The following is a 22,426-nucleotide window of genomic DNA, read 5'->3' on the forward strand; positions in this document are numbered from 1 at the left end:
GGACCCTACGTGTGATCGGCGGTGACCGCCGCCTCGTCCGCGACGAGTGACTCGACCTCCTCCTCGTCGTATCCGTGCTCGACGAGCACGTCCCGCGTGTGCTCGCCGAAGGTAGGGGGCGACCGGGAGACTTCGGCGGGCGTCTCCGACAACGACACCGGGACGCCCGTCGTCTTGAACTGTCCACCAGCCGGGTGGTCGAGTTCGACGACCATGTCGTTGTGCTGGGCCTGCGGGTGGGACTCGACGTCGGACGACTGGCCCACGGCGTTCGCCTGTACGTCGGCGTCGACGAGTGCGTCGATCAGGTCGGTCGTGCGCCACTCCTGGGTCGACTCCTCGATACGGTCGTGGACCTCGTCGCGGCGGGCGAACAGCTCCGCCTGGTCACCGTACTCCCGGAGGGCGTCGTCGTCGAGCACGTCCGCGATGTCGTCCATTGGGGCCATCCCGATGGCCGCGTAGCCATCCGCGGTCTCGTAGATCCCGTAGGGGGGGTAGAGGTACGGGTGTCCGTGTGTCTTCTCGCCGCGATCGAGGTCCTCACCCGTGTTCATGGCGTACGTGAGTTCGTTACACTGGAAGTCGATCGCCGCATCGAACAGCGACGTCTCCACCTTCTGCCCCGTGCCGGTCCTTGCCCGGTAGTAGAGCGCCTGTAGCGTATGCATCGCCGCGAGGGTGCCCGTGTGCTCGTCGACGACCGACGTCCCGGCCGGTGTCGGTGGGTCGTCCGCTCGACCGGTGTTGGCCGCGAGCCCGCTCACGGCCTGGTAGATCATGTCCTGCCCCGGACGGTCGGCGTACGGTCCGGTCGACCCGTAGCCGGAGACGTGGACGTAGACGACGTTCTCGTTGTACTCGACCACGTCCTCGTAGCCGAACCCCAGCCGCTCCATCGTGCCCGGCCTGAAGTTGTGCATCACCACGTCGGCGTCCGCGACGATCCGCTCTGCGGCCTCCTTGCCACCGTCGGACTTCAGGTCCAGGACGACGCTTCGTTTGCTGCGGTTCATCGTGAGGTAGCCGAACCCCTCCCCATCGAGATACTCCCCGCAGTAAGTCATCCGACGCTGCGGCTCGCCGTGCGGGGGTTCGATCTTGATCACGTCCGCGCCCATGTCACCGAGTTTCTGCGCTGCCCACGCGCCGGCCATCAACTGCGTAAAATCGGCGATCTTGATGTCGTCAAGCGGTCGCATAGTGAGACACACCCGCATGCACGGATTAACTCTTCCGGTACCGACCGAGCCACCGTCTACCCGGGACTGTCGGGAACACACACCGACGCGATGGGTTCGACGCGATCAGTTGTCCGACCACTCCGGGTCGCGGTCGCTGAAGAACGCGTCCATCCCTTCGAGCACGTCGTCCATGCTGAAGATGAGCGTCAGTGCGTTCACCGCTTCGGCTTCGTCACCGAGTCGGGAGTTGAGGATGCGTTTGATCAGCCGGGCGGACATCGGGGCCGTGCTGGCGATCGCCTCGGCCCGGTCGGCGACGACGTCGTCGATCTCCTCGGACGAGACGACTTCGTTGACCAGTCCGTAGTCGTAGGCCTCCTCGACCGACAGCTCCCTGTTCGTGAGCATCAACTCGCGTGTCCGCTTCAGGCCGATCAACTGCGGAAATCGCATCATTCCGATCCCGGGGACGGCCCCGACGAGCGACTCGGGAAGCCGGAACGAGGCGTTCTCGGTGGCGATCGTCACGTCCGGGATGACCGCGAGTTCGCATCCACCGCCGTGGGCGAGCCCGTCGACCTTGGCGATGACGGGCGTCTCGATGCGTTCGATCGTCAGTCCACACGACATGATGTGTCTGGCGTACGCGCGAGCGTCGCCGGCCGTCTCGAACTCGAAGTCGCCGATGTCGTCGCCGGAGCAGAACGCCTTGCCCGCACCCTGCAGGACCACGACGCGAACGTCCCGATCCTCGTCCGCCGCGACGAGCGCGTCCCTGAGGCCCGCCCACGTGGATTCGGCGAGCGCATTGAGCCGGTTCGGGCGGTTGAGCGTGATCGTCGCAGTCTGGCCCTCGATGTCGAACAGGAGGTCGTCGCTCATACCCCTACCTGAACGAGTCAGGTAATATACCCATCGGCAGGGGGGACGTCCGGACAGGGAGGCGGTGTGCGCCGAGCAGGGGGGTTTCTCCGGTCGTGTGCAGCGATCCTCCTGTCAGATCCCGGGTGAAAAACGGTGGGTCCCGGAGGTGTCCTCCTGTCGGTCAATCCGTCGCACGCCCAGCACGGACGTTCGAGGACGGCTCCGTCCCGGTGCCCGCCCACGACAGTATGCCGGAGGCGTTCGAGTACACCCCCGTGGATCGCGTGGATCCTCGCGCCCGCGGCCGGGGGCACCCACCGTCGTCGACGAGTCGACGGTCGTCCCCGTCACTCCTCGCCGTACATCTCGGTGTACCGTTCCTCGTAGGCCGGCGGCATCGACACCTCGTCGTCGGCGAACCACGCCTTCGGGTCGGTGCCGCACTGGATGACGATGTTCCCCCAGGGGTTGAAGTCGCCCGTCCGGACGATGGCTTTCGCTTCAGAACCGTACGCGAGTACGTCCTCGTGTGGGATGGTGTCGACCTCCGTGCCCGACCCTTCGCCGTAGACCTCGTTGACGAGGCGGTCGAGCGGCGGGTTCATCTCCGGCACGTCGTCGGCGTACAGCACCCGCTCGGCGATGAGTTCGTCGTCGACCGCGGTCAACACCTGTTCGATGGTCGGGATCCCCCGCGTGAGCGCGAGGTCGATCCGGTTCGCGTCGTCGGGGATGGGAAAGCCCGCGTCGACGATCATCAACACGTCCGTGTGACCCATCGCAGCGATCGCGCCGGCGAGTTCGGCGTTCAGGATCGAGGTGTCGTCTCGTTTCATACGGTGGTCATGCGACCGGGGCCTGCATGAAAGTATCCCCCGACCGGACTCCGGCCAGGCAGACGAGACCTGGCGACCGACGACGCGACACACCCCGGAGGGGGCCGACGCGGCACGCCAGCCACAATTAAGACGGTCGCCGTCGATTCGACTGACATGCAGGCAGATCGACACAGTGGACGGACCGTGATCGTGACCGGGGCCGCCAGCGGGATCGGCCGCGGCGTGGCGCTCCGGTTCGGCGAGGAGGGCGCGAACGTCGTCGTCGCGGACGTCACCCGGGAGCCGAAACGGGGCGAGCGGTACGACACGGACGTGACGACGCCGACCGACGAACTCATCACGGCGGAGACGCCGGGCGACGCGATCTACGTCGAGACGGACGTCTCGGACCCCGAGAGCGTGGCGGCGATGGTCGAGACCACGGTCGACACCTACGGTGGCATCGACGTGGTGGTGAACAACGCCGGTATCTACGTCCCCGGCGGGGCGCGGGAGATCTCGGTCGAGACGTGGAACGACGTGACGGGCGTCGACCTCGACGGGACGTTCTACTGCGCGAAGTTCGCCATCCCGCATCTCGTCGAATCCGAGGGGAGCATCATCAACGTCGGCTCCGTCAACGCCTCGGAGGGCGGCGGCGGGCCGCCGTACGCGGCGTCGAAAGCCGGCGTGGTGAACCTCACGCGCGACCTCGCGACGGAACTCGGCGCGGAGAACGTACGCGTCAACTGTATCAACCCCGGCTTCATCGAGACGCCGATCCAGGACTACCTCACGGAGGAGGACGTCGAGAAGATGACCCACCAGACGCTCCTCCCGCGGTTCGGGCTGCCGCGAGACGTCGGCGACGCGGCCGTCTTCCTCGCCAGCGACGAGGCGTCGTTCGTCACGGGCGAGCAGCTCCACGTCGACGGCGGCTGGACGGCACACCGGCTCTGAGACGCCCCGGAGAGCCGGAACGCACGGGCGGTGTCTGGATCGTCATCGCCGGGCAGTCTCGGGGTCGTCGGGCGGTGTCCGGATCATCGGGGGACGGGTGCCGAACCCGGCGCGGTCGTCGTCGGCCCCGAGTCAGCGGTTCAGAGGGTGACGCGTTCGCCCGTCTCCGCCGACTCGTAGATGGCCTCGATGGCCCGCATGTCGACGAGGCCGTGTCGACCAGTCGCTACCGGTTCCGTCTCGGTCCGGATGCAGGTCGCCACGTAGTCGAACTCCTCGGTCATCTGGTTCGCCTGCTCGAAGGAGATGTCGCCGCCGACGCCGTGCCCGCGGAGCGTCACCTCGCGGTCCTGCCACGGGTAGAAGATCGGGTCGAGGATCAGCTCACCCTCGGTCCCGAGGATGCGGAGGTGACTCGACGCGTACGCGTTGTGCGTCGCCGTGCAGACCGCGTCGACGTCATTCGGGAACTCGGCGGTGAAGGAGACGCGCTCGTCCACCTCCTCGAACGCCGGATGGAGCGTGTGGGTGACGCCGTACACCGCGGTCGGGTCGGCGTCGAGGACGAACCGGGCGGTGTTCAGCGGGTAGATGCCGATGTCGATCATCGAACACCCTCCCGCGAGGTCGGCGTTCAGCCGCCACTGGTTCTCGTCCGGGACGAGTTCGAGTAGCGGACCGGACATCCCGCCGTGGATCTGGACCGGGTCGCCGATGAACCCCTCGTCGACGAGTTCCTTCGCCCGTCTGACCGCCGGCTCCGTGTGCATCCGGTAGGCGATGTACAGGAAGACGTCCGCCTCGTCACAGGCCGCGATGAGCCGTTCGGCACGGTCGCTCGACGCCTCCATCGGCTTCTCGCACAGGACCGCCTTCTCCTGTTCGGCGGCGCTCTCGACGTAGTCGAGGTGGGTCGCGTTCGGCGTGCAGACGTACACCGCGTCGTACTGGTCGGCGTGGTCGCCCGCGTGGTACGCCTCCGCGGAGATCCCCTCGACGCCGTCGTGGTCGGCGGCGGCGTCGGCGGCCTTCTCGGCCGACCGGCTCACCAGGACGCTCGTCTCGCAGTAGTCGCTCTCGGCGATGGCCGGCATCGCCTGTTCGAGCACCCACCAGCCGAGCCCGACGAGCGCGAAGCGGACGGGCTCCGTCTCGTCTAGTCGATCCCAGTCTCGCTCGGTGAACGAATCGAAGTACGATCGTATCGACATCCGTGGGCAGTACCGAACGCGGTGTGATAGGTGTTGTGCCCCGCGCCACGGACCACGCACTCGACGCCGACCGGTTTCCGACAGGCGGTGCGACCGTCTCTCACAAACGTTTGCAAACATTTATATAAATCCCGTCAGTCAACTGTTCCATGCCAGCTCGTGACGATGTCATCGAGATTACGGTTGGTGCCGGTGTCTCACGGCGAAGTCTGCTGAAACAGGTCTCGGCTGCAGTGAGCGCCGGTGCGCTCACCGGCCTCGCGGGATGTGGGGCCCAGCAGGGCGAAGGGCCGGGCACGGCCACCGAGATGACGACCAACGAGGCACAGGAACAGACCGAGAGCGGTGACGGCGACAGCGGCGACGGCGGCGGTGGTGGCGGCGACAGTGAGGTGCCGAACTACCAGCTCATCAACCTCACGCCGCCGCCGACGGAGCTCAACTACAGCAGCGCCCCGCCGAGTCGCTCCATCACGATGGTCACGCACGACGCGAGTACCTCGTTCTTCGTGCCGACCATCGCCGGTCTGCACGACGCCGCCCGTCAGCTCGGCTGGGAGGCGACGTTCACGGGCCCGACGAGCGGCTTCGACGTCACCCGACAGGTCGAACTCATCGAGTCGGCGATCGACTCCGGGCCGGACGCCATCGCGACGACCATCGTCGATCAGAACGCGTACAACAACACCATCCCGCGGGCGTTCGAGAACGACATCCCCGTGGTGACGTACAACACGAACCCGCTCACGCGCGACCAGATGCGCGAGAAGTTCGGCCGTGCGCTCGCGTACACCGGCCAGGGCCAGGTCGGTGCCGGCTACGTCTGTGGGCTCGCGCTCCTCGAACGGCTCCCCGACGACGCCACGACGGTCACCATCGGGACGTGCTGTCCGGGGGCGAGTTTCTCCGCGAACCGCTCGCGCGGGATGGAGCTCGCGATCAGACAGAACTCCGATCTCGAACTGACCCAGATGGTCAACTACACCGGGCAGGCCTCCGAGGGTGTCTCCACGCTGGAGAACCACATCACCGCCAACCCGAACGTCGACGGGATCATCGGCACCGACGCGTTCACCTGGTTCATCGGTGACGCGATCGCCAACCAGGGCGCCGAGGACGACATCGTCGGCGGCGGGTTCGACCTGACGGGCCAGACGCTCGAGCACATCTCGGACGAGATACTCAAGTTCACCATCGGGCAGGACCCCTACTCGCAGGGGTACGTTCCGACGAACCAGATGTTCCAGTACCTCGACCGGGGAATCCCGGCGAAGAACTACCCGACGGGTGCGGAAGTCATCGACACCAGCAACATCGAGTTCGCACAGCGTCGCTCCGACTGGGGCACGCTGCGCGAGTGGCAGCAGTCGTAGACGGTCGCTAACGCGCCCCTCACGGGGATTCACTCAAATATGTCATCAGAGAAAATAATCGAGACCAGAAACCTCTCGAAGCACTTCGGGAGCGTCAAGGCAGTACAGTCCGTCTCGCTCGACGTCAGGAAGGGTGAGGTGCTCGCCCTCGTCGGCGACAACGGGGCCGGCAAGTCGACGATGATCAAGATGCTGTGCGGCGTCCTGCAGCCGACCGACGGCGAGATCGTCCTCCGCGGGGAGGAGACCTCGTTCAGCAACTACAACGACGCCCGACAGGCGGGCATCGAGACCGTCTACCAGGACCTGGCGCTCGCACGGGCACAGAGCGTCGCCGCGAACGTGTTCCTCGGCCACGAGGCGGTCCGGGACGACCTCCTCGGTCGCCTGTTCGGGTTCGTCGACGAGGAGCACATGATGCGGGAAGCCGAGAAGGCACTCGACCGGGTGAACATCCCCATCGACCCCGAGGCGAAGGTCCGTAACCTCTCGGGCGGTCAGCAGCAGGCGGTCGCCATCGCTCGCGCGCTGCAGTCGAACCCGGACATCCTCATCATGGACGAGCCGACGAGCGCGCTCTCGATCGAGGGCGTCCGCAACGTGCTCCGGGTCGTCGACGACCTGCGTTCGCAGGGGATCACCATCATCCTCATCAGCCACAACATTCGCCAGGTGCTGGCGACCGCCGACCGCATCAGCGTGCTCGCGCAGGGCCGCCTGATGGGGACGCGCGACGCCGAGGAGACCGACCGCGAGGAGATCGTCTCGATGATGATGGGCGTCGAGGACGGCGAGGAGATCCTCGACCTCGGTGACGAGGGCGACGAGACTGCGGTCGCCGACGGCGGGGAGGTCGCCTGAGATGGCCGACGGACAGGCGACGGCCGAGTCGACGGCCACGATCCGCGCACAGGAAGACGGCGTTGTCGGCCGGGTGCTCGCCCGGCGCGAGCTCGGCGTCTTCCTCGGCTTCCTCCTCCTGTTCGGGCTCATCGCGGTGACGCGGCCGGACATCTTCTTCAACTGGGACGCCATCTCGGGGATCATCTCCCGACTGCTCCGACAGGTGTCGTCGTACATCATCATCGGCGTCGGGATGACGTACCTCATCATCGGCGGGGAGTTCGACCTCTCGATCGGGTCGATGTTCGCCGTCGGCGGTCTCATCTTCGCCATCCTCCTGGGCGACGGCTACAGCGCGGTCGTCGCGATCCTGATCGTGCTCCTGGCCGGTGCGGGCGTGGGGCTCGCCAACGGGACCATCGTCACGAAGGCGGGCGTCCCTTCGCTCATCACCACCATCGGGATGCTGTCGGTGCTCCGGGGCGTCGCGTTCTTCCTCACGCCCGGCGGATCGCGGAGCGTCGATCAGGACCTCGGCCTCATCCAGATCTTCGGCGGGAGTCGCGACATCATCGGCGTCGAGGTCACCAACCAGGTGTTCTGGGCGCTCGCCGTGCTCATCGTCTTCGGGGTCTTCCTCCAGCGGAGCCGGTTCGGCTACCACGTGTACGCCGTCGGCGACGACGAACAGGCCGCGAGCAACGCCGGGATCGACACCGACCGCGTGAAGATCATCAACTTCGTCCTCACGGGCGTCCTCGCGGCGCTCGCCGGCGTCATCAGCATCTCGTACTTCGGGACGATGTTCGGCACCGCCGGATCGGGCTTCGAGCTGCTCGTCATCGCCGCGGTCGTCATCGGTGGCACCAACCTCTTCGGCGGGGAGGGCACGCTCCTCGGGACGTTCCTCGGCGCGCTCGTCATCGGCGTCATCCCCGTGTTGCTGGTGCTGAACGGCTTCGCCGTCGAGATCCAGGAGTTCCTCACGGGCGTCGTCATCATCGCCGCTGTCCTCGTGGACATCTTCATCCGTCGGCGCGGCTGATTTCGTCCCCTCGTTTTCGTTCTCCGTCCGTTCGCCTCCCGGTCGCGTCTGCTCTCCCGTTTCGGAGAGTCCCGTCCCGTCTCGTGATGTGCCGCCGCTCGCCGTCGTTCTCCGCCCCATCCCCCTCCACTGTTCGTCGCCTCGCTCGATACCCCAGGGACGGCGGTGTGTCGCACGAGCCGCCGGCTCAGTCGAGATCGACCGGTTCTCCGCGTTCGGCGCTCTCGTAGACGGCGTCGATGATCCGCATCACTCCCACCGACTCGGCGCGGTCGACGCGCGGCGTCGTCCCCGATTCGACACAGTCCGCGAACTGTTCGACCTCGCGGCGGTAGTGGTCGACCGCGTCGAACGTCTCGGTCACCTCGCGGCCGTCGACCGCGTACGTGAGCGTCGGTTGCTGGGACGGTCCAGCGGTGAACGCCGGTTCCACGCGCAGCCAGCCGTCCGTCGTCTGGACGCGGTAGTACTGGCTCTTCGGCGTGTCGAACGAGGATTCGACGCGGGCCGCGTGGTCGGTGTCGTACTCCAACACGCCGACCATCCGCGTGTCGACGCCGCAGTCGCGCGTGTCCGCGGTCGTGGCGTACACCCGGTCGGGCACGCCGAGGAACAGCCGGGCGGCGCTGATGGCGTAGCACCCGACGTCCATCACGCTCCCGCCCGCCAGGTCGGGATCGAGTCGGATGTCCGTCGCCCCCGGCGATATCCTGAACGAGAACGCGGACGTCACCGAGACCACGTCGCCGAGTTCGGTCTCGACGATCTCGTGGGCACGCTCGGTCCGGGGGTGGAACCGGTACATGAACGCCTCCATCAGCACGACGTCGCGTGCCTCGCAGTAGTCGAACACTGCCTCGGTCTCGGCGGCGCTTTCGGTCAGCGGCTTCTCGCAGAGCACGTGGAGTCCCTCGTCGGCGGCCCGCCGGATCCACTCCGCGTGCAGCCCGTTCGGGAGTGGGATGTAGACCGCGTCGAGACGTTCGTCCGCGAGGAGGTCGTCGTAACTGCCGTATGCGCGCTCGATCCCGAGGCGCTCGGCCACGGCCGTGGCTCGTGGCTCGTCCCGCGAGGCGATGGCGGCCACCTCGTGGTCGCTCGCCTGGACGGCGGGGATCACCGACTCGACACCGATGTCCGCAGTGCTGAGTACACCGAATCGCATACCCGTGTCTCATCGACCGCGGCTAAAAGCCTGCGGGGTCGGCTGGGAACGGCCGCCCGCTCTCTCGACGTGTGCTCCGCCGCCCGTCCGCGACCGTTCCCGCACGTAGTTATTTCACGTCTGCCGTCGTCGCTCACGACGATGCACGACGCAGAACTCGCTCGCCGGTTCTCCGAGCTGTACCCGGGCGCCGTCGCCGACACGCTCGACGATCAGGGCTACGACGACCAGGTCCTCCCGCCGTCGATCACGCCGCTGACCGACGACACCACGCTCGCGGGCATCGCCTACACGGTGATCGGCCACCCCGACCCGGGCGTCGAGTACGACGCGAACCTCCGCCGGTTCCTGCAGATGCTCGGCGAGGCGCCCGAACACAGCATCGTGGCGTACCAGACGAACGACGACGGCGCGGCACACCTCGGCGAACTCTCGACCACGGCGCTCGCCGAGCAGGGCTGTCGCGGGGCCGTCATCGACGGCGGGGTGCGCGACGTTCGCTTCATCCTCGACCAGGAGTTCCCGGTGTTTTCGCGCTACCGTACGCCGGCGGACGCACCGCCGCGGTGGCGTCTGGACGACTGGAACGTCCCGATCGAGATCGGTGGCGTCGACATCGAACCCGGCGACGTGCTGGTCGGGGACGTCGACGGCGTCGTCTGTGTCCCCCGGTCGATCGCCGCGACGGTGCTCGAACAGGCCGAGACGATGGTCGAAACCGAGAGCGACGTGCGCGCCGCGGTGAAAGACGGCGTCGCGCCGCTCGACGCCTACGACGAGTTCGGGAAGTTCTGATCCGGTTCGCTCGACCGCGTTCGGGGTCGGCTCACTCGTGCCCGTGCCTGCCGACGCCCCGACCGGTGGCTACGCTTTCATCAGTGGATACGCTGCGACCGTCGGACGGGTCTCGCCCGGCGATCACCGATGGGGGGACGGACCGCTCCCGAGACGGCGACCGTCCACGTCACCGCGGCTCGACCGTCCGGCGTCACGTCCATCGAACGCTCTCACGAGAACACATTTGGATAATAACAGGTCGTCTGATGTAATCTGAAAACAACATGTTCCGCGTCGCGCCGAACCGGGTGGTGACGCGTCCCATCTCGCAGCGCGCTCCGACGGGCGTAGCAACCGACCGGCCAGGACGGATGCCGAATCGAGAGTCGGACTGCATCACGGAATCGGGCCGACGACGGAGAAAACGCCCGGATCGCGGCTGAGAGCGGTGACCTGTCGAACGACACCGTCACGCTCGTCCGCTCTCGACCGGTTCGCGTCGACGAGACGCGGCTTCGTCGCGCTTCGAGCGCGAGAGACCGACTCACGACGCGGATACCGGCACCCGTGTCGGGCTTTCGAGTCGTTCTCGGGTTTCGTCGACGCGACCACGCCGAGCCGTGGTCGTTCTCTCGCCGCCGGTCGCCGACCGGCGTCCGGTCCGATCCGACGGAAGATCTATTCACAAATTGTCACTGTTTGAAAACAAGAACGTAGCCCTCGTCCACGCAGCCGATGGGGTGACCGCGATGGCTCCGGTCGCTCCTCCAGTCGCATGGACGAGCGTGCCGAGCGGAGCCGCCGACGTCGGTCGGGAGGTTCCTCCTCTCGGCCGCGGGGCCGACGTCTCGGAACGGAGTGGCCGGAAACGTGATACCTGATCGCCACGATCTCCCTGCTTTACACCTATAACAGTGTAACGAGGTATGGTCCGTGCGAGTCCCGGTGAACGAGCGTTGACGGGCCGTGTTCTCGACGAGAGGGCTGCCTCACGAGGACGTCGAGACAGTCACCGTGTCCCGTCTCGCATCCGGGGCCGAGCACGGATCGTCGAGCTACACGCCGAGGGCCGACTCTCTCGTCCGTCCCGGCCACTCCCTGTCGAGTGGACTGGACGCCGACGTCCACACGACACTGGGCGTCTCGTGGATCGAATCGGCTCCCCGTGACTCGTGCGGTGGACCCCGACACGTTCACGACTGCACCTCGACCGAACCGACACCGCGCAGCGCCGTGTCCCGAAGCAGCAGCCAGGTGTTCGCCCCCGTCGAACGGTCTCCACTCACGTCCGTCCGACGGACAGTCATCGGGCCGCGCCGGTGGAGACGGACGAACGTGTCGCTCGAGGTGCGTTAACGGTCTGTGGCGCCGAGCAGACGAGACAGCTGCTCGTCCCGTGCGGCGGCGCGTTCGCGTTCGCGCTCCAGGACGCCGACCAGTCGCTCGGCCATCGACTGGAAGTCGGCGTCCGGATCACCCTCTAACTCCTCGAAGAAGTCCCGGTTGCTCTCTTCACACTTGGCTATCCACTCGTCGCGGATCGCGCCCGCGCCGTGAAGCGCACCGGCGAGGCTCCCGGCGATCGTCGCCACGGCGTCGCTGTCCCGGCCGTAGTTCACTCCCTCGACGAGCGACCGGTTGACGTCGCCGTCACAGACGGCGAGCATCGCGACCGCGACGGGCACCACTTCGAGCGTGCTCGCGCTGAAGATCTCTCCCGCGTGGTACTTCTCCCGATCCCACCGGACGGCTGGCCACCGCCAGTCGAGGAAGCGGTCGTAGAGTACCTCGACGAGTTCGTCCGGAGAGTCCGCCTCCTCTGCGAACCCCAGCGCGAGGTCGAGCGCACGCTCGACGAGATCCGAGGACTGTTCGACCATCGTAGCGATGACGGACTCGACACTGCTCCCGGGCGTCATCGCCTCCGCGACTCCCGCTGCAACCGTGGCCGTCGCGTGACGGTCGTGCCCGTCCTGGAACATCGACGCCAGATTGAAGCCGTCCTGGTAGGCCTGATCCGGGTCGCCGACGTTCACGACGCCGACCGGCGTGATCGCAGCGGTGACCTTGTTGTCCGGGACCGTCCCCCGTCCCGCCGTCCACGGGTCGACCCCTGCGCTCAACTTCTTGAGCACGATCTCCTCGTTGATCCACACGCGGTTCGGATTGAGGTGTTCTTGGAGGACCGCGGCGAACGCTTCGGGCGTGACGCGCCCGCCGTTTTCGACCAGCGCCAGACAGAGGTAGTGTCGGAGCGTCGTGTCGCTCGTGATCGACCCCGGCTCCGTGTTCGAGTACGGCATGTAGTACTGCTTGAACTCCTCCAGTGTTCCGTACTCCTGCCGAATGCGTTCGTGCGTCCACCCCTCGACGGGAGCGCCGAGGGCGTCCCCGATCGCCCCTCCGATCAGACACCCGTACACCGCGTCCTCGACGTCCTCTCTCATGGCACGGACTCCTCCCCGGGCCCACTAAGCTGTTGGGATGGGAGATCCACGGCCGGCTCCTCTGTTCGATGCTATCGAATGTTCTCGGAAAACGGACGTCTCGACTACAGCTCCGCCACGTGGTCGCTCACGATCCGGGCGGCCTTCTGGACGTGGCCCGGGAGCTCGTCCGAGAACCGACGTGCCTTCGGGTGTTTGTACGGGTCGTCGATGCGGCTCTGCGTGTCGGTGATCCCGATCGAGCCGACCACCTCGTCGCGCCCGTCGAAGATCGGTGCGGCGATGCTACTCAACCCCGGCCGGTACTCTTCGGGGCTGTATGCGAAGCCGAGTTGACGGATCGTCGAGAGCCGCTCTTCGAGCGTCGCCCGACTCGTCAGCGTCTGCTCGGTCACTTCGCGCAACCCGGAGCCGGCGACGACGGTCTCGAGTACGTCTGCGGGGACGTGTGCGAGTATCGCCTGCCCGTACGCGGTACAGTGGAGGTCCACCGCTTCGCCCACTTCCGTCGGACAGTCGTCCCGCGTGCCGGGTGTCGACTTGTAGAGCCAGACGAGGTTGTTGCCCTCCTCGACGGCCACGTGTGCCACGGCGTCGGTCTCGGCCGCGAGGTCGTCGGTCGTCTGCTCGACGACGCCGGTGAGTCGATGCTTCCGGAGCGCGACGTTCCCGAGCCGAGCCATTCGGAGTCCGAGGCGCAGCCCGCCTTCGCCGCGTATCACGTAGTTGTCCCGCTGGAGCGTCCGCAGGTGGTAGTGGACGGTGCTCCGCGAACAGTCGACGGCGTCGGCGATCTCGGTGATGCTCGGTCTGTCACGCGCGGCGATCACTTCGATGATGTCGAACGCCGTCCGTGTCGATTTGATCGTCTTCTCTTCTTTGTGGTCTGTTTGCATACCCCATTCATGAACGTCCACGGTTATCAATCCTCCCCGTTCGCCACGGTCGAATAAGTAGTGTATTCGAAGTGTGCCCTCCGTGTCGCGTGCTCTCGACACGACGCCGGCCGTGGCTCCGCCGTCTCCCGACTGTCGCGTACAGAGGCGGTCCCGATACGTATCGAAATATATACAATAATGCATACACTTAATTACCGTGCGTCGGTTCGTGGGTGTGTCGTATGCAAATCGAAACAATCGAGCCCATCGTCCTCGAGAGCGCTATCGGTACCGTCTCCCTCCCCGGTGGGAAGGCCGCCTTCGACGCCACGGTCACACCGGTCGTCGCGAAAGTCCACACCGACGAGGGGGTCGTCGGTCTCGGCGAGACGTATCTCGACGACCCCTCCGGACACAAGGCGCTGACGGCGGCGAAGGGTATGGAGGCGCTCGGACACGAACTCGAGGGGAAGGACCCGCGCGAGGTGACCGCACGGTGGCACGAGATGTACGTCCACGTCAAGCGCGAGGGCTCATACCGGGCAATGAGTGCGATCGACGAGGCACTCTGGGACATCCTGGGGAAGGAGACCGGCAAGCCGGTGTACGAGTTGCTGGGCGGTGCGGTCGGCGAGGTCAAGGCGTACGCGACGTTCCCCCTCTCGAAGCCCGCCGAACAGCTCATCGACGACGCCCGCTGGCTCGCCGACAAGGGGTTCCCGACGATGAAGATCGTGGCGGGCCACGGCGTCCAGAACGATCGAGAGCGGATCCGGACCGTGGCCGAGAACATCCCGGACGAGATCGGGCTGGCGATCGACTCCAACACGACGTACACCGTCCAGGACGCGATGAAAGTCGGCGAGACGGCGAGTGAGCACGGTCTCGAATGGTTCGAAGAGCCCGTCTCGCACACGAACATTCAGGGACAGGCGCAGTTGAACCGCGACCTCTCGGTCCCCATCTCCGCGTATCAGAACCACGTCGCCCACTACCCGGCCGTCGACCACCTCGAGGCGAACGCGCTGGAGATCTACCAGCCGGCGCTCGACTACTGCGGCGGTATCACCGCGGCCGCCCGTGTCGGTACGATGATCGAACCCTACGACAAGCAGCTCGTCCCCCACGCCTTCGGCCCCGTCATCAACTACTCGGCGAGTCTCCACGTGGCCGCCGCGTCACCGGCCTGTTCGCTCATCGAGTTCGGCGTCTACTCCGACGAGATCGACGACCCCGGCGAGTACATCGCGAGTCCGTACGTCGCGAACCAGAGCGACGTGCACGTTCGGGACGGTGGCGTCATCGAGCCGCCGGACGCCCCCGGCCTCGGGCTCGAACTCGACGACGAGATGGTCGCGGAGTACCGACTGAACTGACGGACTGGACGGCTGGCTCCCGGTACACACTGCCCGAGCCACTCCGCCGATCGACAGCCACGGGCGTCTGTGCTGTCCACCGGGTATAGTCTTCGTCCTCACCACCGGGCCGGCTCGGACCGAAAGCGGGGAGTCGGCCGCGTCACCCGAGGCGACCCTCGGCGTCGTTCAGCGTCTGCCAGTACCTGATGAGCGCCGCGGCGTGTCCCTCGTCCGCCGTCGAGCGGCGAACGGCGGCCTTGTACGCCTCGTGGACGACGCCGTTGAGCGGTAACGCGGTCTCGTTCTCGTGCGCCACCTGCCGCGCGTACCCGATGTCCTTGTGCCAGATGGCCAGCCCACCCAGCCCCTCGATGGCCGGGGAGAAGTCGCCGGTGAAGTACTGCTCGAAGAGGTCGAATCCGAGGAAGTCGGTGAACGGCCGTGGATCGACGCCGTTGTCGCGACAGAACTCGACGATCTCGGCGTCGATCGCGTGGTGGCCGGCGTACCGCATCTGGAGCGCGAGTTTGAACACGGTCGCGTCGCCGGCGTCGCCGATGCGGACGTGGTCGGCACAGAGCACGTCGAGCACGTCGCTCGTCGCCTCGTAGTTCGCCTCGGTGCCGCCGACCATCATGTGATAGCCGTCGTGCGGTGAGCCTCCAGTGATGGGCGCTTCGACGAACCGGACGTCGCGTTCCGCACACCACTCCTCACAGGCGACGGACGTCTCCGGCAACGTGGTCGAGGCGTCGATCACCAGGTCGCCCGGGTCGGTGCCGGCGAGGAGGCCGTCCGTCCCCTCCATCGTGGCCTCGACCTCCGGCGATCCCGGGACCGCGATGACGACGACGGTCGACTCGCGGCCGACTGCGGCGGGTGTCTCGGCCGCCGTCGCCCCGCGACTGGTCGCGTACTCGACTTGCGCGTCGTCGACGTCGAACACGGTCACGGTGTGGTCGTCGTCGAGCAGTTCTTCGAGGAAGTGCTTCCCGATGTAGCCGACGCCGATGAGTCCAACTGCAGTCATGGATCGTCTCATACGTTCCTGTGGAGTGTGATAAACTTTGCCAGCGGCTCGGATCAGGGTGGTCGCCAGGTGTAGGGGGAGTCGTTGAGCACTTCGGGACCACGCTCGGTCAAGAGCACGAGCGTCTCCAGCCGAACGCCGAACTCGCCGGCGACGTAGATCCCCGGCTCGACGCTGAACACCATCCCCGGCTCGAGCACGTCGTCGGAGCCGGGCGCGATCGACGGTGGCTCGTGTGCCCGGAGGCCGACGCCATGACCGGTCCCGGTCGTGAACTGATCGCCGTAGCCGTGCTCGGTGATCACTTCCCGCACGGCAGCGTCGAGTTCGCCGCCCGTCGTCCCCGGTTCGACGCGGTCGATTCCCGTCTGGAGCGCCTCTCGCACGGCGTCGTGCGCTTCGACGTACGAGGCGGACGGCTCCCCGGCGAAGACCACGGTCCGGGTCTGGTCGCTCGCGTAGCCGTCGAAGAACCCGCCGAAGTCGAGGACGACCGGCTCGCCTCGCTCGATGGTTCGGTCGCCGTGACGGTACTGCGTCGGCAACGCCCCGTTCGGGCCCGATGCGACGACGACCGGAAAGGCGACCCCTTCGGCCCCCCGCTCGTGGAGTCGGGCCCGTATCTCGACCGCGAGTTCGCGCTCGGTCGTCCCGACGACGTCCGCACCCTCCTCCCTGACCGCGCGCGAAACCTCGTCGGTCAGTCGGGCCGCTCGACGGAGCGCACGGCGCTCCGACTCGTCTTTCGTCGCACGCATCGGCGTGACGACGGGACCGAGCAGATCCACGGTCGCGTCCGGGAGCGCTCGTTCGAGGTGGTACAGTTCGCCGGCGGAGAGCTCCTCGTCGATCAGGTACCGGCCGTGGCTCGCAGGGAGCCGTTCGGCCACTCCGCGGGCGACAGAGCGGGCGCTGTTGTGGGGAACCGAGTGCAGGTGGACGCCGTCCGCTCGTATCGCACGGCGGACCTGCCCCGTGTACTGTTCCGGTGAGACCGCCAGACGCTCGCCGTCCGGCGTGACCACGAACAGCAGCGCCCGGTCCCGCTCGCCGGCGAACCCCGTGAGGTAGCGTGCGTTCGATCCGGTCGCGACGACCGCGCCGTCGGCGTCCGCCGCTACCAGGGCGCGTTCGAGTCGCTCCAGTCGGGTATCGAATCGTGTCATACCCTGTCTCGTTCGAGAACACGAGTAATAACGTTACTCCGTCCACCGTCGACGACTGGCTCTCGAAGCGACCGACGGACGGCACGGTTCCCGGACGCCCGGCAGCCGACGTCGGACGGGGGTCGAAAATTCACGATCGTTGATGTATGGTAAAGGTTTAATAGTGTTGGATTGAAGTGCCCTGACATGGATAGTGATCCATGCAAAAGAGAGTCACAGTCACGGGTCTCGCGGCGGCGGTTCGCCCAGGCGGTGGGCGGATCGGCGCTCGTGGGACTGGCTGGCTGCCAGGGGCAGAGCTCGTCGTCGACGGGGACGACCGACGACAGCGGTGGTGACGGCAGCGGGGGCAGTGGCGGGCAGGACAGCGACGACGGCGGTGGCAGCACAGCCACCGACAGCGGCGAGTGGCCCGACCTGTCGGGCCAGGAGGTGCACGTGCTCACCGAGGAGTCCAGCACGCAGTGGCAGACGTTCTGGAACGAACTCAATACGGCCTTCGAGCAGGCGACCGGGGCCTCGGTGAACATCGAGTACGTCGGACTCGGGACTGGCTACCGCGAGCGACTGACACAGCTCCTGCAGGCCGGCGATCCGCCCGAGGTCACGCACATCGGCGTCCAGGACATCGTCACGTTCGCGACGAACGGCCAGGCGGGCGACGTCACGCCGGCGGTCGAGTACATCGAGGAGGAGTACGGGACGGAGATCAACACGGAGCGTGGGGCGGTCCTCCTCGACGGGACGCACCACATGGTGCCGCTGTTCATCAACGCCGACATGTACCACTACCGTGACGACATCGCGACGGACGTCGGCGACGACTTCCCGCAGAACTGGGACGACGTCCTCGCCATGGCCGAGGAGTACGATCAGGGTCGCGGTGGGATGCGCGCCGACTACTTCCCGCTCGGGCAGAACGACTGTGCGAAGTACTACATCCTCAGCCAGGCGTACATGGCGGGCGGGACGGTCTGCTCCCGCGACGACAGCGGCGAGCTCCAGATCACCATGCACGAGGGGTCGAACCGCGAGGCGTGGATCCAGGCGCTCGACTACTGGAAGGCGCGCGCCCAGTTCTCCGCGATCGACACCCAGGGCGACTGTGGTGCGTACTCGTCCGCGATCCCCTCGGAGACGACGTTCGCCGGTCACTACTTCGGCAACCGACCGAAGATCCAGTCGGTCGGCCAGGACCTGCCGTTTGCCGCAAGCGTCCGTGAACGACAGTGCCCCCGCCCGGAGGGGAAGGCGGACAACCCCGTGCTGGGACTCCTGCAGGGCGTCAGCACGTTCCAGAACGCGAACGTCGAGGCGGCGAACGAGTGGATCAAGTTCCTCGTCCAGCCCGACTTCCTCTTCGACTTCCTGATGCTCTCGCCGGTGCACAACGCCCCGATCGCCCCGGAGATCGTCCAGCACGAGGAGTACCAGAGCCGGCTCGCCGACCTCCCCGACGCGTGGACCGACCAGGACATCCAGGCCCACCTCACCGAGGAGAACCGCCGAGCGTTCCCCCACGAGACGGACCCGCCGAACCCCTACACCGGCCAGCTGTTCGCCGACGACGCGCTGTGGCAACTCGCGTGGGACGTCCTCCAGGAGGACATGGACTCGGGGCAGGCGCTCGACAAGGCCGCGACGACGCTCCAGGAGACGCTCGAAAGTGCAAAGTAGAAGTACTCACCCCACGATCACCACCCGATGAGCCTCCCCTCAGTCATCGAACAGCCCCGATTCAGACGGCTTCAGGACACCGTCTACGAGCACCTGTCGAACCGGTCGCTCATGATCGTGCTGACCGTCCTCCCGGTGCTCGTCCTGTTGACGTTCGTCCTCATCCTCCCGATCGCCTGGGCGATCAGGGCGAGCTTCTACGAGATCCCGCTGTTCCAGCCGGAGTGGGCGTGGGTCGGCGCGGAGCACTACGTCACGACCGTCACGGACGCCGAGTTTCAGGCGTCGCTCTGGCGCTCCGTGATCTTCGCGGTCGGGTCGGTCGCGATCCAGCTGGTGGTCGGGATCGGCATCGCGCTCGTGATCGCCCACGAGTTCCCGTTCAACAAGGGCGTTCGCGCGGTCGTGCTGTTGCCGTACCTCATCCCGACCGCGCTCCTGGGCTATCTCGGCCTGTGGATGTTCAACACCAACTGGGGTATCCTCAACTCGATCCTCATCCGGCTCGGCGTCGTCGAGTTCGGCGTGGAGTGGTTCGGAAACCCGGACACCGCGATGCTCGTGCTCATGATCGCCACTGCCTGGAAGTACGCGATCTTCGTGACGATCCTCGTGTTGGCCCGCCTGCAGTCGATTCCCGACGGCTACTACGACGCCGCCCGTGTCGCCGGTGCCTCGCGGTGGCAGCGGTTCCGCGACATCACGCTCCCGAACCTCAAGGGCGTGATCTTCATCGTGGTCCTGCTCCGTGGCGTCTGGATGTTCAACAAGTACGACATCATCGCCGTCATGACCAGCGGTGGCCCCGGTAACGCGACCAAGACGGCACCCATCTACGCCTACGACGTCGCCTTCGGAGACTACCAGCTCGGCCAGTCCGCGGCCGTGTCGGTCGTCCTGTTCACGATCCTCATCGCGGCCGCGATCGTCTACTTCCGGGTCTTCGAACCCGAGTCGGAGGTGCGAACGGAATGAGCGACACGGAACGAGCGTCAGAGTCCGAACTCGAGTTCGAGCCGCTGTCGGACGAGTTCAAGAGCGACACGCCGCTCTGGAACCGTCTGTCGTATCCGCAGCAGCGGCTGGCCCGGGAGGCGGGCTTCTACGGCCTGCTCCTCGTGATCGTCCTCACGATCCTCTTCCCGCTGTACTGGATGTTCATCACGAGCCTCCGGCCACGGAGCGAGGTGTTGACGCGACAGCCGACCGTCGTCCCGACCGAACTGACGATGGCCAACTACGAGCGGCTGTTCTTCTTCTCGGACTTCCTGCTGTACCTCCAGAACACGATCGTCGTCATGGTCGGTGTCGTGGTCATCACGACCACGCTGGCGACGCTCGGCGGCTACGGGCTGACCCGGTTCGACATCCCGTACCAGGACACGTTCGCCAGAGGGATCCTGTTCGGATACATGTTCCCGGCGATCCTGCTCGCGATCCCGATGTACATCCTCTGGAGCCAGCTCGGGATCATCGACAGCTACCTCGGGCTGATGCTCGCGGAGACCGCGCTGGCGTTGCCGTTCTCGCTGTGGGTCATGTGGAAGTTCTTCCAGACGGTTCCCCCGTCGCTGGAAGAGTCGGCGCGGATGGCGGGTGCCTCTCGGTTCCGGACGATGGTCGACGTCGCGCTCCCCATCGCGAAACCGGGCATCGTCGCGGTCGGCATCTACTCGTTCGCCGTCTCCTGGAACGAGTACACGCTCCCGAAGATCCTGATGCCCGGTCCCGACAGCTTCGTCATCACGACGGGCATCCAGGCCTTTACCGAGCAGAACACGGTGATGTGGAACCAGATCATGGGCGCGACGTTCCTCGCCTCGCTGCCGGCGTTCCTCTTCGTGTACGCCTTCCAGAAGTACCTCCTCAGCGGGTTCGACCCCAGTGATATCGGATGACGAGCGTACACCCTTCCCGAGCCAGCAACGCGTGCGACGGCTCGCACCGACGTGGAGGCGGGGGGCCGATCGAGGTCTCGATCCCCCGAGCAGTTAAGACGACAGACGTGACCAGTTACAACTCATGAGTACGATCAGCTTACACGACATCCGCAAGGAGTTCCCCGTCGAGAGCGGCGTCGAAGTCGCGGTCGACGGCGTCAGCCTCGACATCGAAGACGGGGAGTTCATCACGCTCGTCGGCCCGTCCGGCTGCGGGAAGACGACCACGCTCCGCTGCATCGCCGGGCTCGAACGACCGACGAGCGGCACGATCGTCTTCGACGGACAGGACGTCACCGAGGTGCCCGCGGAGAAGCGGCAGCTCGCGATGATGTTCCAGAACATCGCGCTGTACCCACACATGACCATCCGGGACAACATCGCCTACCCGCTGAAAGTCGACGGGCTCCCGAAGGCCGAACGGCACGAGCGGGCCCGCGAAGCCGCCGCTGTGATGCAGATCGAGGACATGCTCGAGAAGAAACCCGGCGACCTGAGCGGTGGGCAGCGACAGCGGGCCGCGCTCGCCCGGACCGTCGTGCAGGACCCCATCGCGTTCCTCATGGACGAGCCGCTGAGCGACCTCGACGCGAAGCTCAAGATCGAGATCCGCCGCGAGATCCTCAACGTCCACAAGCGGATCGGCCGCCCGACGATCTACGTCACGCACGACCAGGAGGAGGCGCTCACGATGAGCGACCGGATCGCCGTCATGAACGACGGGAAGATCGAGCAGTTCGGGACCAGAGAGGACGTCTACTACTACCCGGAGAACCTCTTCGTCGCGCACTTCATCGGCAACCCGAGCATCAACACCCTCGAGGGCGAACTGACCGACCTCTCCGACGACTCGGGCCGGGTCACGGTCCACGGCGAGACGATCGACTTCTCGGTCGACCGCCGGTTCGGCGACCGCACGTCGGGGGACGTGTTGGTCGGCTTCCGCCCGCAGAGCGTCTCCCTGGGGGATCGCGTCGAGTCGCCGCTGTTCGAGCTGGAACTCCTGCTCGTCGAGCCGATCGACGATCGGGCGCTCGCCCGGCTCGAGGGTCCCGAAGGCGAACTCCGGGCGCTCGTCCCCGCGCGGCAGTGGCTGGTGGAGAACGAGATCACGCCGGTCGGGATCGACCCCGACGGTATCTACCTCTTCGATGCAGCGACCGAGGAACTCCTCGCGACGAGCGGTGGTGCCTCGGCCACGGAGATCCCCACGTCGCTCAACGCCGAGTGAACTGTACCGATCACCTGGGCGTGCCGACTGAGTTCCCTCCGTCTCGCCGCCGGGGGGCTCTCGACCACCGTTTTCCTTCCCGCGGCTGCTGAGAGAACCCCGCTCGGACCGACTGCGCTTCGGTCCGTCGTCTCGTACTCCGGTTCATACTCCTCGGATAAGGACGTACATGCCGCAATTGGGACGGGCCGGCAGAACGGTGTACTGATCGAAGCCGATACCACACGCAGTAGTGGATAATATTGAGCATATTATACAATATTATCGATCGACGCTGTCGTTCGACTCCGACACGAGTAGACGCAAGAGAACCGACTGAGAAATCGATTCACGTCGACGACCTCCTCCGTTCGACCGTATTCTCCGAGAATTTTACGAAGTAGATTCGATAGCGCTGATAAAAAAACACGATCGAGAAATGACTCCGCAGCTACGACGTAGGTGTTCATTATTCTTGCA

19 protein-coding genes are annotated in these 22,426 nt (G+C 66.2%); 10 read left to right on the plus strand and 9 right to left on the minus strand.

Annotated elements, in window-relative coordinates; translation table 11 throughout:
• Positions 1–5: 5 nt before the first annotated feature.
• From FZP69_RS04505 to rbsD, 3 genes are all read right to left on the minus strand, one after another.
• Positions 6–1,202, minus strand: coding sequence for a CaiB/BaiF CoA transferase family protein (locus FZP69_RS04505; RefSeq protein ID WP_192918464.1), 1,197 nt, complete (start codon positions 1,200–1,202; stop codon positions 6–8).
• 105 nt (positions 1,203–1,307) lie between these two features.
• Positions 1,308–2,066, minus strand: a complete 759-nt coding sequence (locus tag FZP69_RS04510) for an enoyl-CoA hydratase/isomerase family protein (RefSeq protein WP_152040154.1) — start codon at positions 2,064–2,066, stop codon at positions 1,308–1,310.
• Between the two features lie 329 nt (positions 2,067–2,395).
• Positions 2,396–2,884, minus strand: a complete 489-nt coding sequence (gene rbsD / locus FZP69_RS04515; RefSeq protein WP_152040155.1) for a D-ribose pyranase — start codon at positions 2,882–2,884, stop codon at positions 2,396–2,398.
• Positions 2,885–3,040: 156 nt separating this feature from the next.
• Here rbsD and FZP69_RS04520 point away from each other — a divergent pair, with 156 nt between their 5' ends.
• Positions 3,041–3,826 (plus strand): SDR family NAD(P)-dependent oxidoreductase, encoded by a 786-nt coding sequence (locus FZP69_RS04520; protein ID WP_152040156.1) that lies wholly within the window; start codon positions 3,041–3,043, stop codon positions 3,824–3,826.
• A gap of 140 nt (positions 3,827–3,966) precedes the next feature.
• On the opposite strand, the gene gfo6 is transcribed toward FZP69_RS04520, so the two are convergent.
• The gene (gene gfo6 / locus FZP69_RS04525; protein WP_152040157.1) at positions 3,967–5,037 is read right to left on the minus strand and encodes a D-xylose 1-dehydrogenase Gfo6; all 1,071 of its coding nucleotides are present in this window, start codon (positions 5,035–5,037) and stop codon (positions 3,967–3,969) included.
• 149 nt (positions 5,038–5,186) lie between these two features.
• Between gfo6 and FZP69_RS04530 the strand changes: the two genes are divergently transcribed.
• Genes FZP69_RS04530 through FZP69_RS04540 form a run of 3 tightly spaced genes read left to right on the plus strand, consistent with a single transcriptional unit; the run spans position 5,187 to position 8,298 of the window.
• Positions 5,187–6,410, plus strand: a complete 1,224-nt coding sequence (locus tag FZP69_RS04530; protein ID WP_204959906.1) for a substrate-binding domain-containing protein — start codon at positions 5,187–5,189, stop codon at positions 6,408–6,410.
• Between the two features lie 39 nt (positions 6,411–6,449).
• Positions 6,450–7,271 (plus strand): ATP-binding cassette domain-containing protein, encoded by an 822-nt coding sequence (locus tag FZP69_RS04535; protein ID WP_152040158.1) that lies wholly within the window; start codon positions 6,450–6,452, stop codon positions 7,269–7,271.
• A gap of 1 nt (position 7,272) precedes the next feature.
• On the plus strand, positions 7,273–8,298 hold the full coding sequence (locus tag FZP69_RS04540) for an ABC transporter permease (RefSeq protein WP_152040159.1): 1,026 nt from the start codon (positions 7,273–7,275) through the stop codon (positions 8,296–8,298).
• 187 nt (positions 8,299–8,485) lie between these two features.
• Here the strand turns inward: FZP69_RS04540 and FZP69_RS04545 are convergent, their stop codons facing one another.
• Positions 8,486–9,463 (minus strand): Gfo/Idh/MocA family protein, encoded by a 978-nt coding sequence (locus tag FZP69_RS04545; protein ID WP_152040160.1) that lies wholly within the window; start codon positions 9,461–9,463, stop codon positions 8,486–8,488.
• 141 nt (positions 9,464–9,604) lie between these two features.
• On the opposite strand from FZP69_RS04545, the gene FZP69_RS04550 reads away from it, so the two are divergent.
• Positions 9,605–10,258: an RraA family protein gene (locus FZP69_RS04550; RefSeq protein WP_152040161.1), complete on the plus strand. Its 654-nt coding sequence runs from the start codon at positions 9,605–9,607 to the stop codon at positions 10,256–10,258.
• A 1,334-nt stretch (positions 10,259–11,592) separates the two neighbouring features.
• On the opposite strand, the gene FZP69_RS04555 is transcribed toward FZP69_RS04550, so the two are convergent.
• Together FZP69_RS04555 and FZP69_RS04560 are read right to left on the minus strand one after the other, a co-directional pair.
• The gene (locus FZP69_RS04555) at positions 11,593–12,687 is read right to left on the minus strand and encodes an ADP-ribosylglycohydrolase family protein (protein WP_152040162.1); all 1,095 of its coding nucleotides are present in this window, start codon (positions 12,685–12,687) and stop codon (positions 11,593–11,595) included.
• Positions 12,688–12,791: 104 nt separating this feature from the next.
• The gene (locus FZP69_RS04560; RefSeq protein WP_152040163.1) at positions 12,792–13,583 is read right to left on the minus strand and encodes an IclR family transcriptional regulator; all 792 of its coding nucleotides are present in this window, start codon (positions 13,581–13,583) and stop codon (positions 12,792–12,794) included.
• A 224-nt stretch (positions 13,584–13,807) separates the two neighbouring features.
• On the opposite strand from FZP69_RS04560, the gene FZP69_RS04565 reads away from it, so the two are divergent.
• Positions 13,808–14,941 carry a mandelate racemase/muconate lactonizing enzyme family protein gene (locus FZP69_RS04565; protein ID WP_152040164.1) on the plus strand — a complete coding sequence of 378 codons (1,134 nt, stop codon included), beginning with the start codon at positions 13,808–13,810 and terminating at the stop codon, positions 14,939–14,941.
• Positions 14,942–15,083: 142 nt separating this feature from the next.
• Here the strand turns inward: FZP69_RS04565 and FZP69_RS04570 are convergent, their stop codons facing one another.
• Positions 15,084–15,953: an NAD(P)-dependent oxidoreductase gene (locus FZP69_RS04570; protein WP_152040165.1), complete on the minus strand. Its 870-nt coding sequence runs from the start codon at positions 15,951–15,953 to the stop codon at positions 15,084–15,086.
• 53 nt (positions 15,954–16,006) lie between these two features.
• On the minus strand, positions 16,007–17,119 hold the full coding sequence (locus FZP69_RS04575) for a M24 family metallopeptidase (RefSeq protein WP_152040166.1): 1,113 nt from the start codon (positions 17,117–17,119) through the stop codon (positions 16,007–16,009).
• Between the two features lie 186 nt (positions 17,120–17,305).
• Between FZP69_RS04575 and FZP69_RS04580 the strand changes: the two genes are divergently transcribed.
• The 4 genes from FZP69_RS04580 (at position 17,306) to FZP69_RS04595 (ending at position 21,967) form a co-directional block, all read left to right on the plus strand.
• Positions 17,306–18,796, plus strand: coding sequence for an ABC transporter substrate-binding protein (locus FZP69_RS04580; RefSeq protein WP_152040167.1), 1,491 nt, complete (start codon positions 17,306–17,308; stop codon positions 18,794–18,796).
• Positions 18,797–18,823: 27 nt separating this feature from the next.
• Positions 18,824–19,771, plus strand: a complete 948-nt coding sequence (locus tag FZP69_RS04585) for a carbohydrate ABC transporter permease (RefSeq protein WP_152040168.1) — start codon at positions 18,824–18,826, stop codon at positions 19,769–19,771.
• A complete protein-coding gene (locus FZP69_RS04590; RefSeq protein WP_152040169.1) occupies positions 19,768–20,694 on the plus strand; it encodes a carbohydrate ABC transporter permease in 927 nt (308 codons plus the stop codon). Before FZP69_RS04585 ends, FZP69_RS04590 begins: the two co-directional genes overlap by 4 nt.
• Positions 20,695–20,818: 124 nt before the next feature.
• The gene (locus tag FZP69_RS04595; RefSeq protein ID WP_152040170.1) at positions 20,819–21,967 is read left to right on the plus strand and encodes an ABC transporter ATP-binding protein; all 1,149 of its coding nucleotides are present in this window, start codon (positions 20,819–20,821) and stop codon (positions 21,965–21,967) included.
• Positions 21,968–22,426: the final 459 nt, after the last annotated feature.

The organism is Salinigranum salinum, assembly GCF_009176545.1.
Taxonomy (GTDB): Archaea; Halobacteriota; Halobacteria; order Halobacteriales; family Haloferacaceae; genus Salinigranum; species Salinigranum salinum.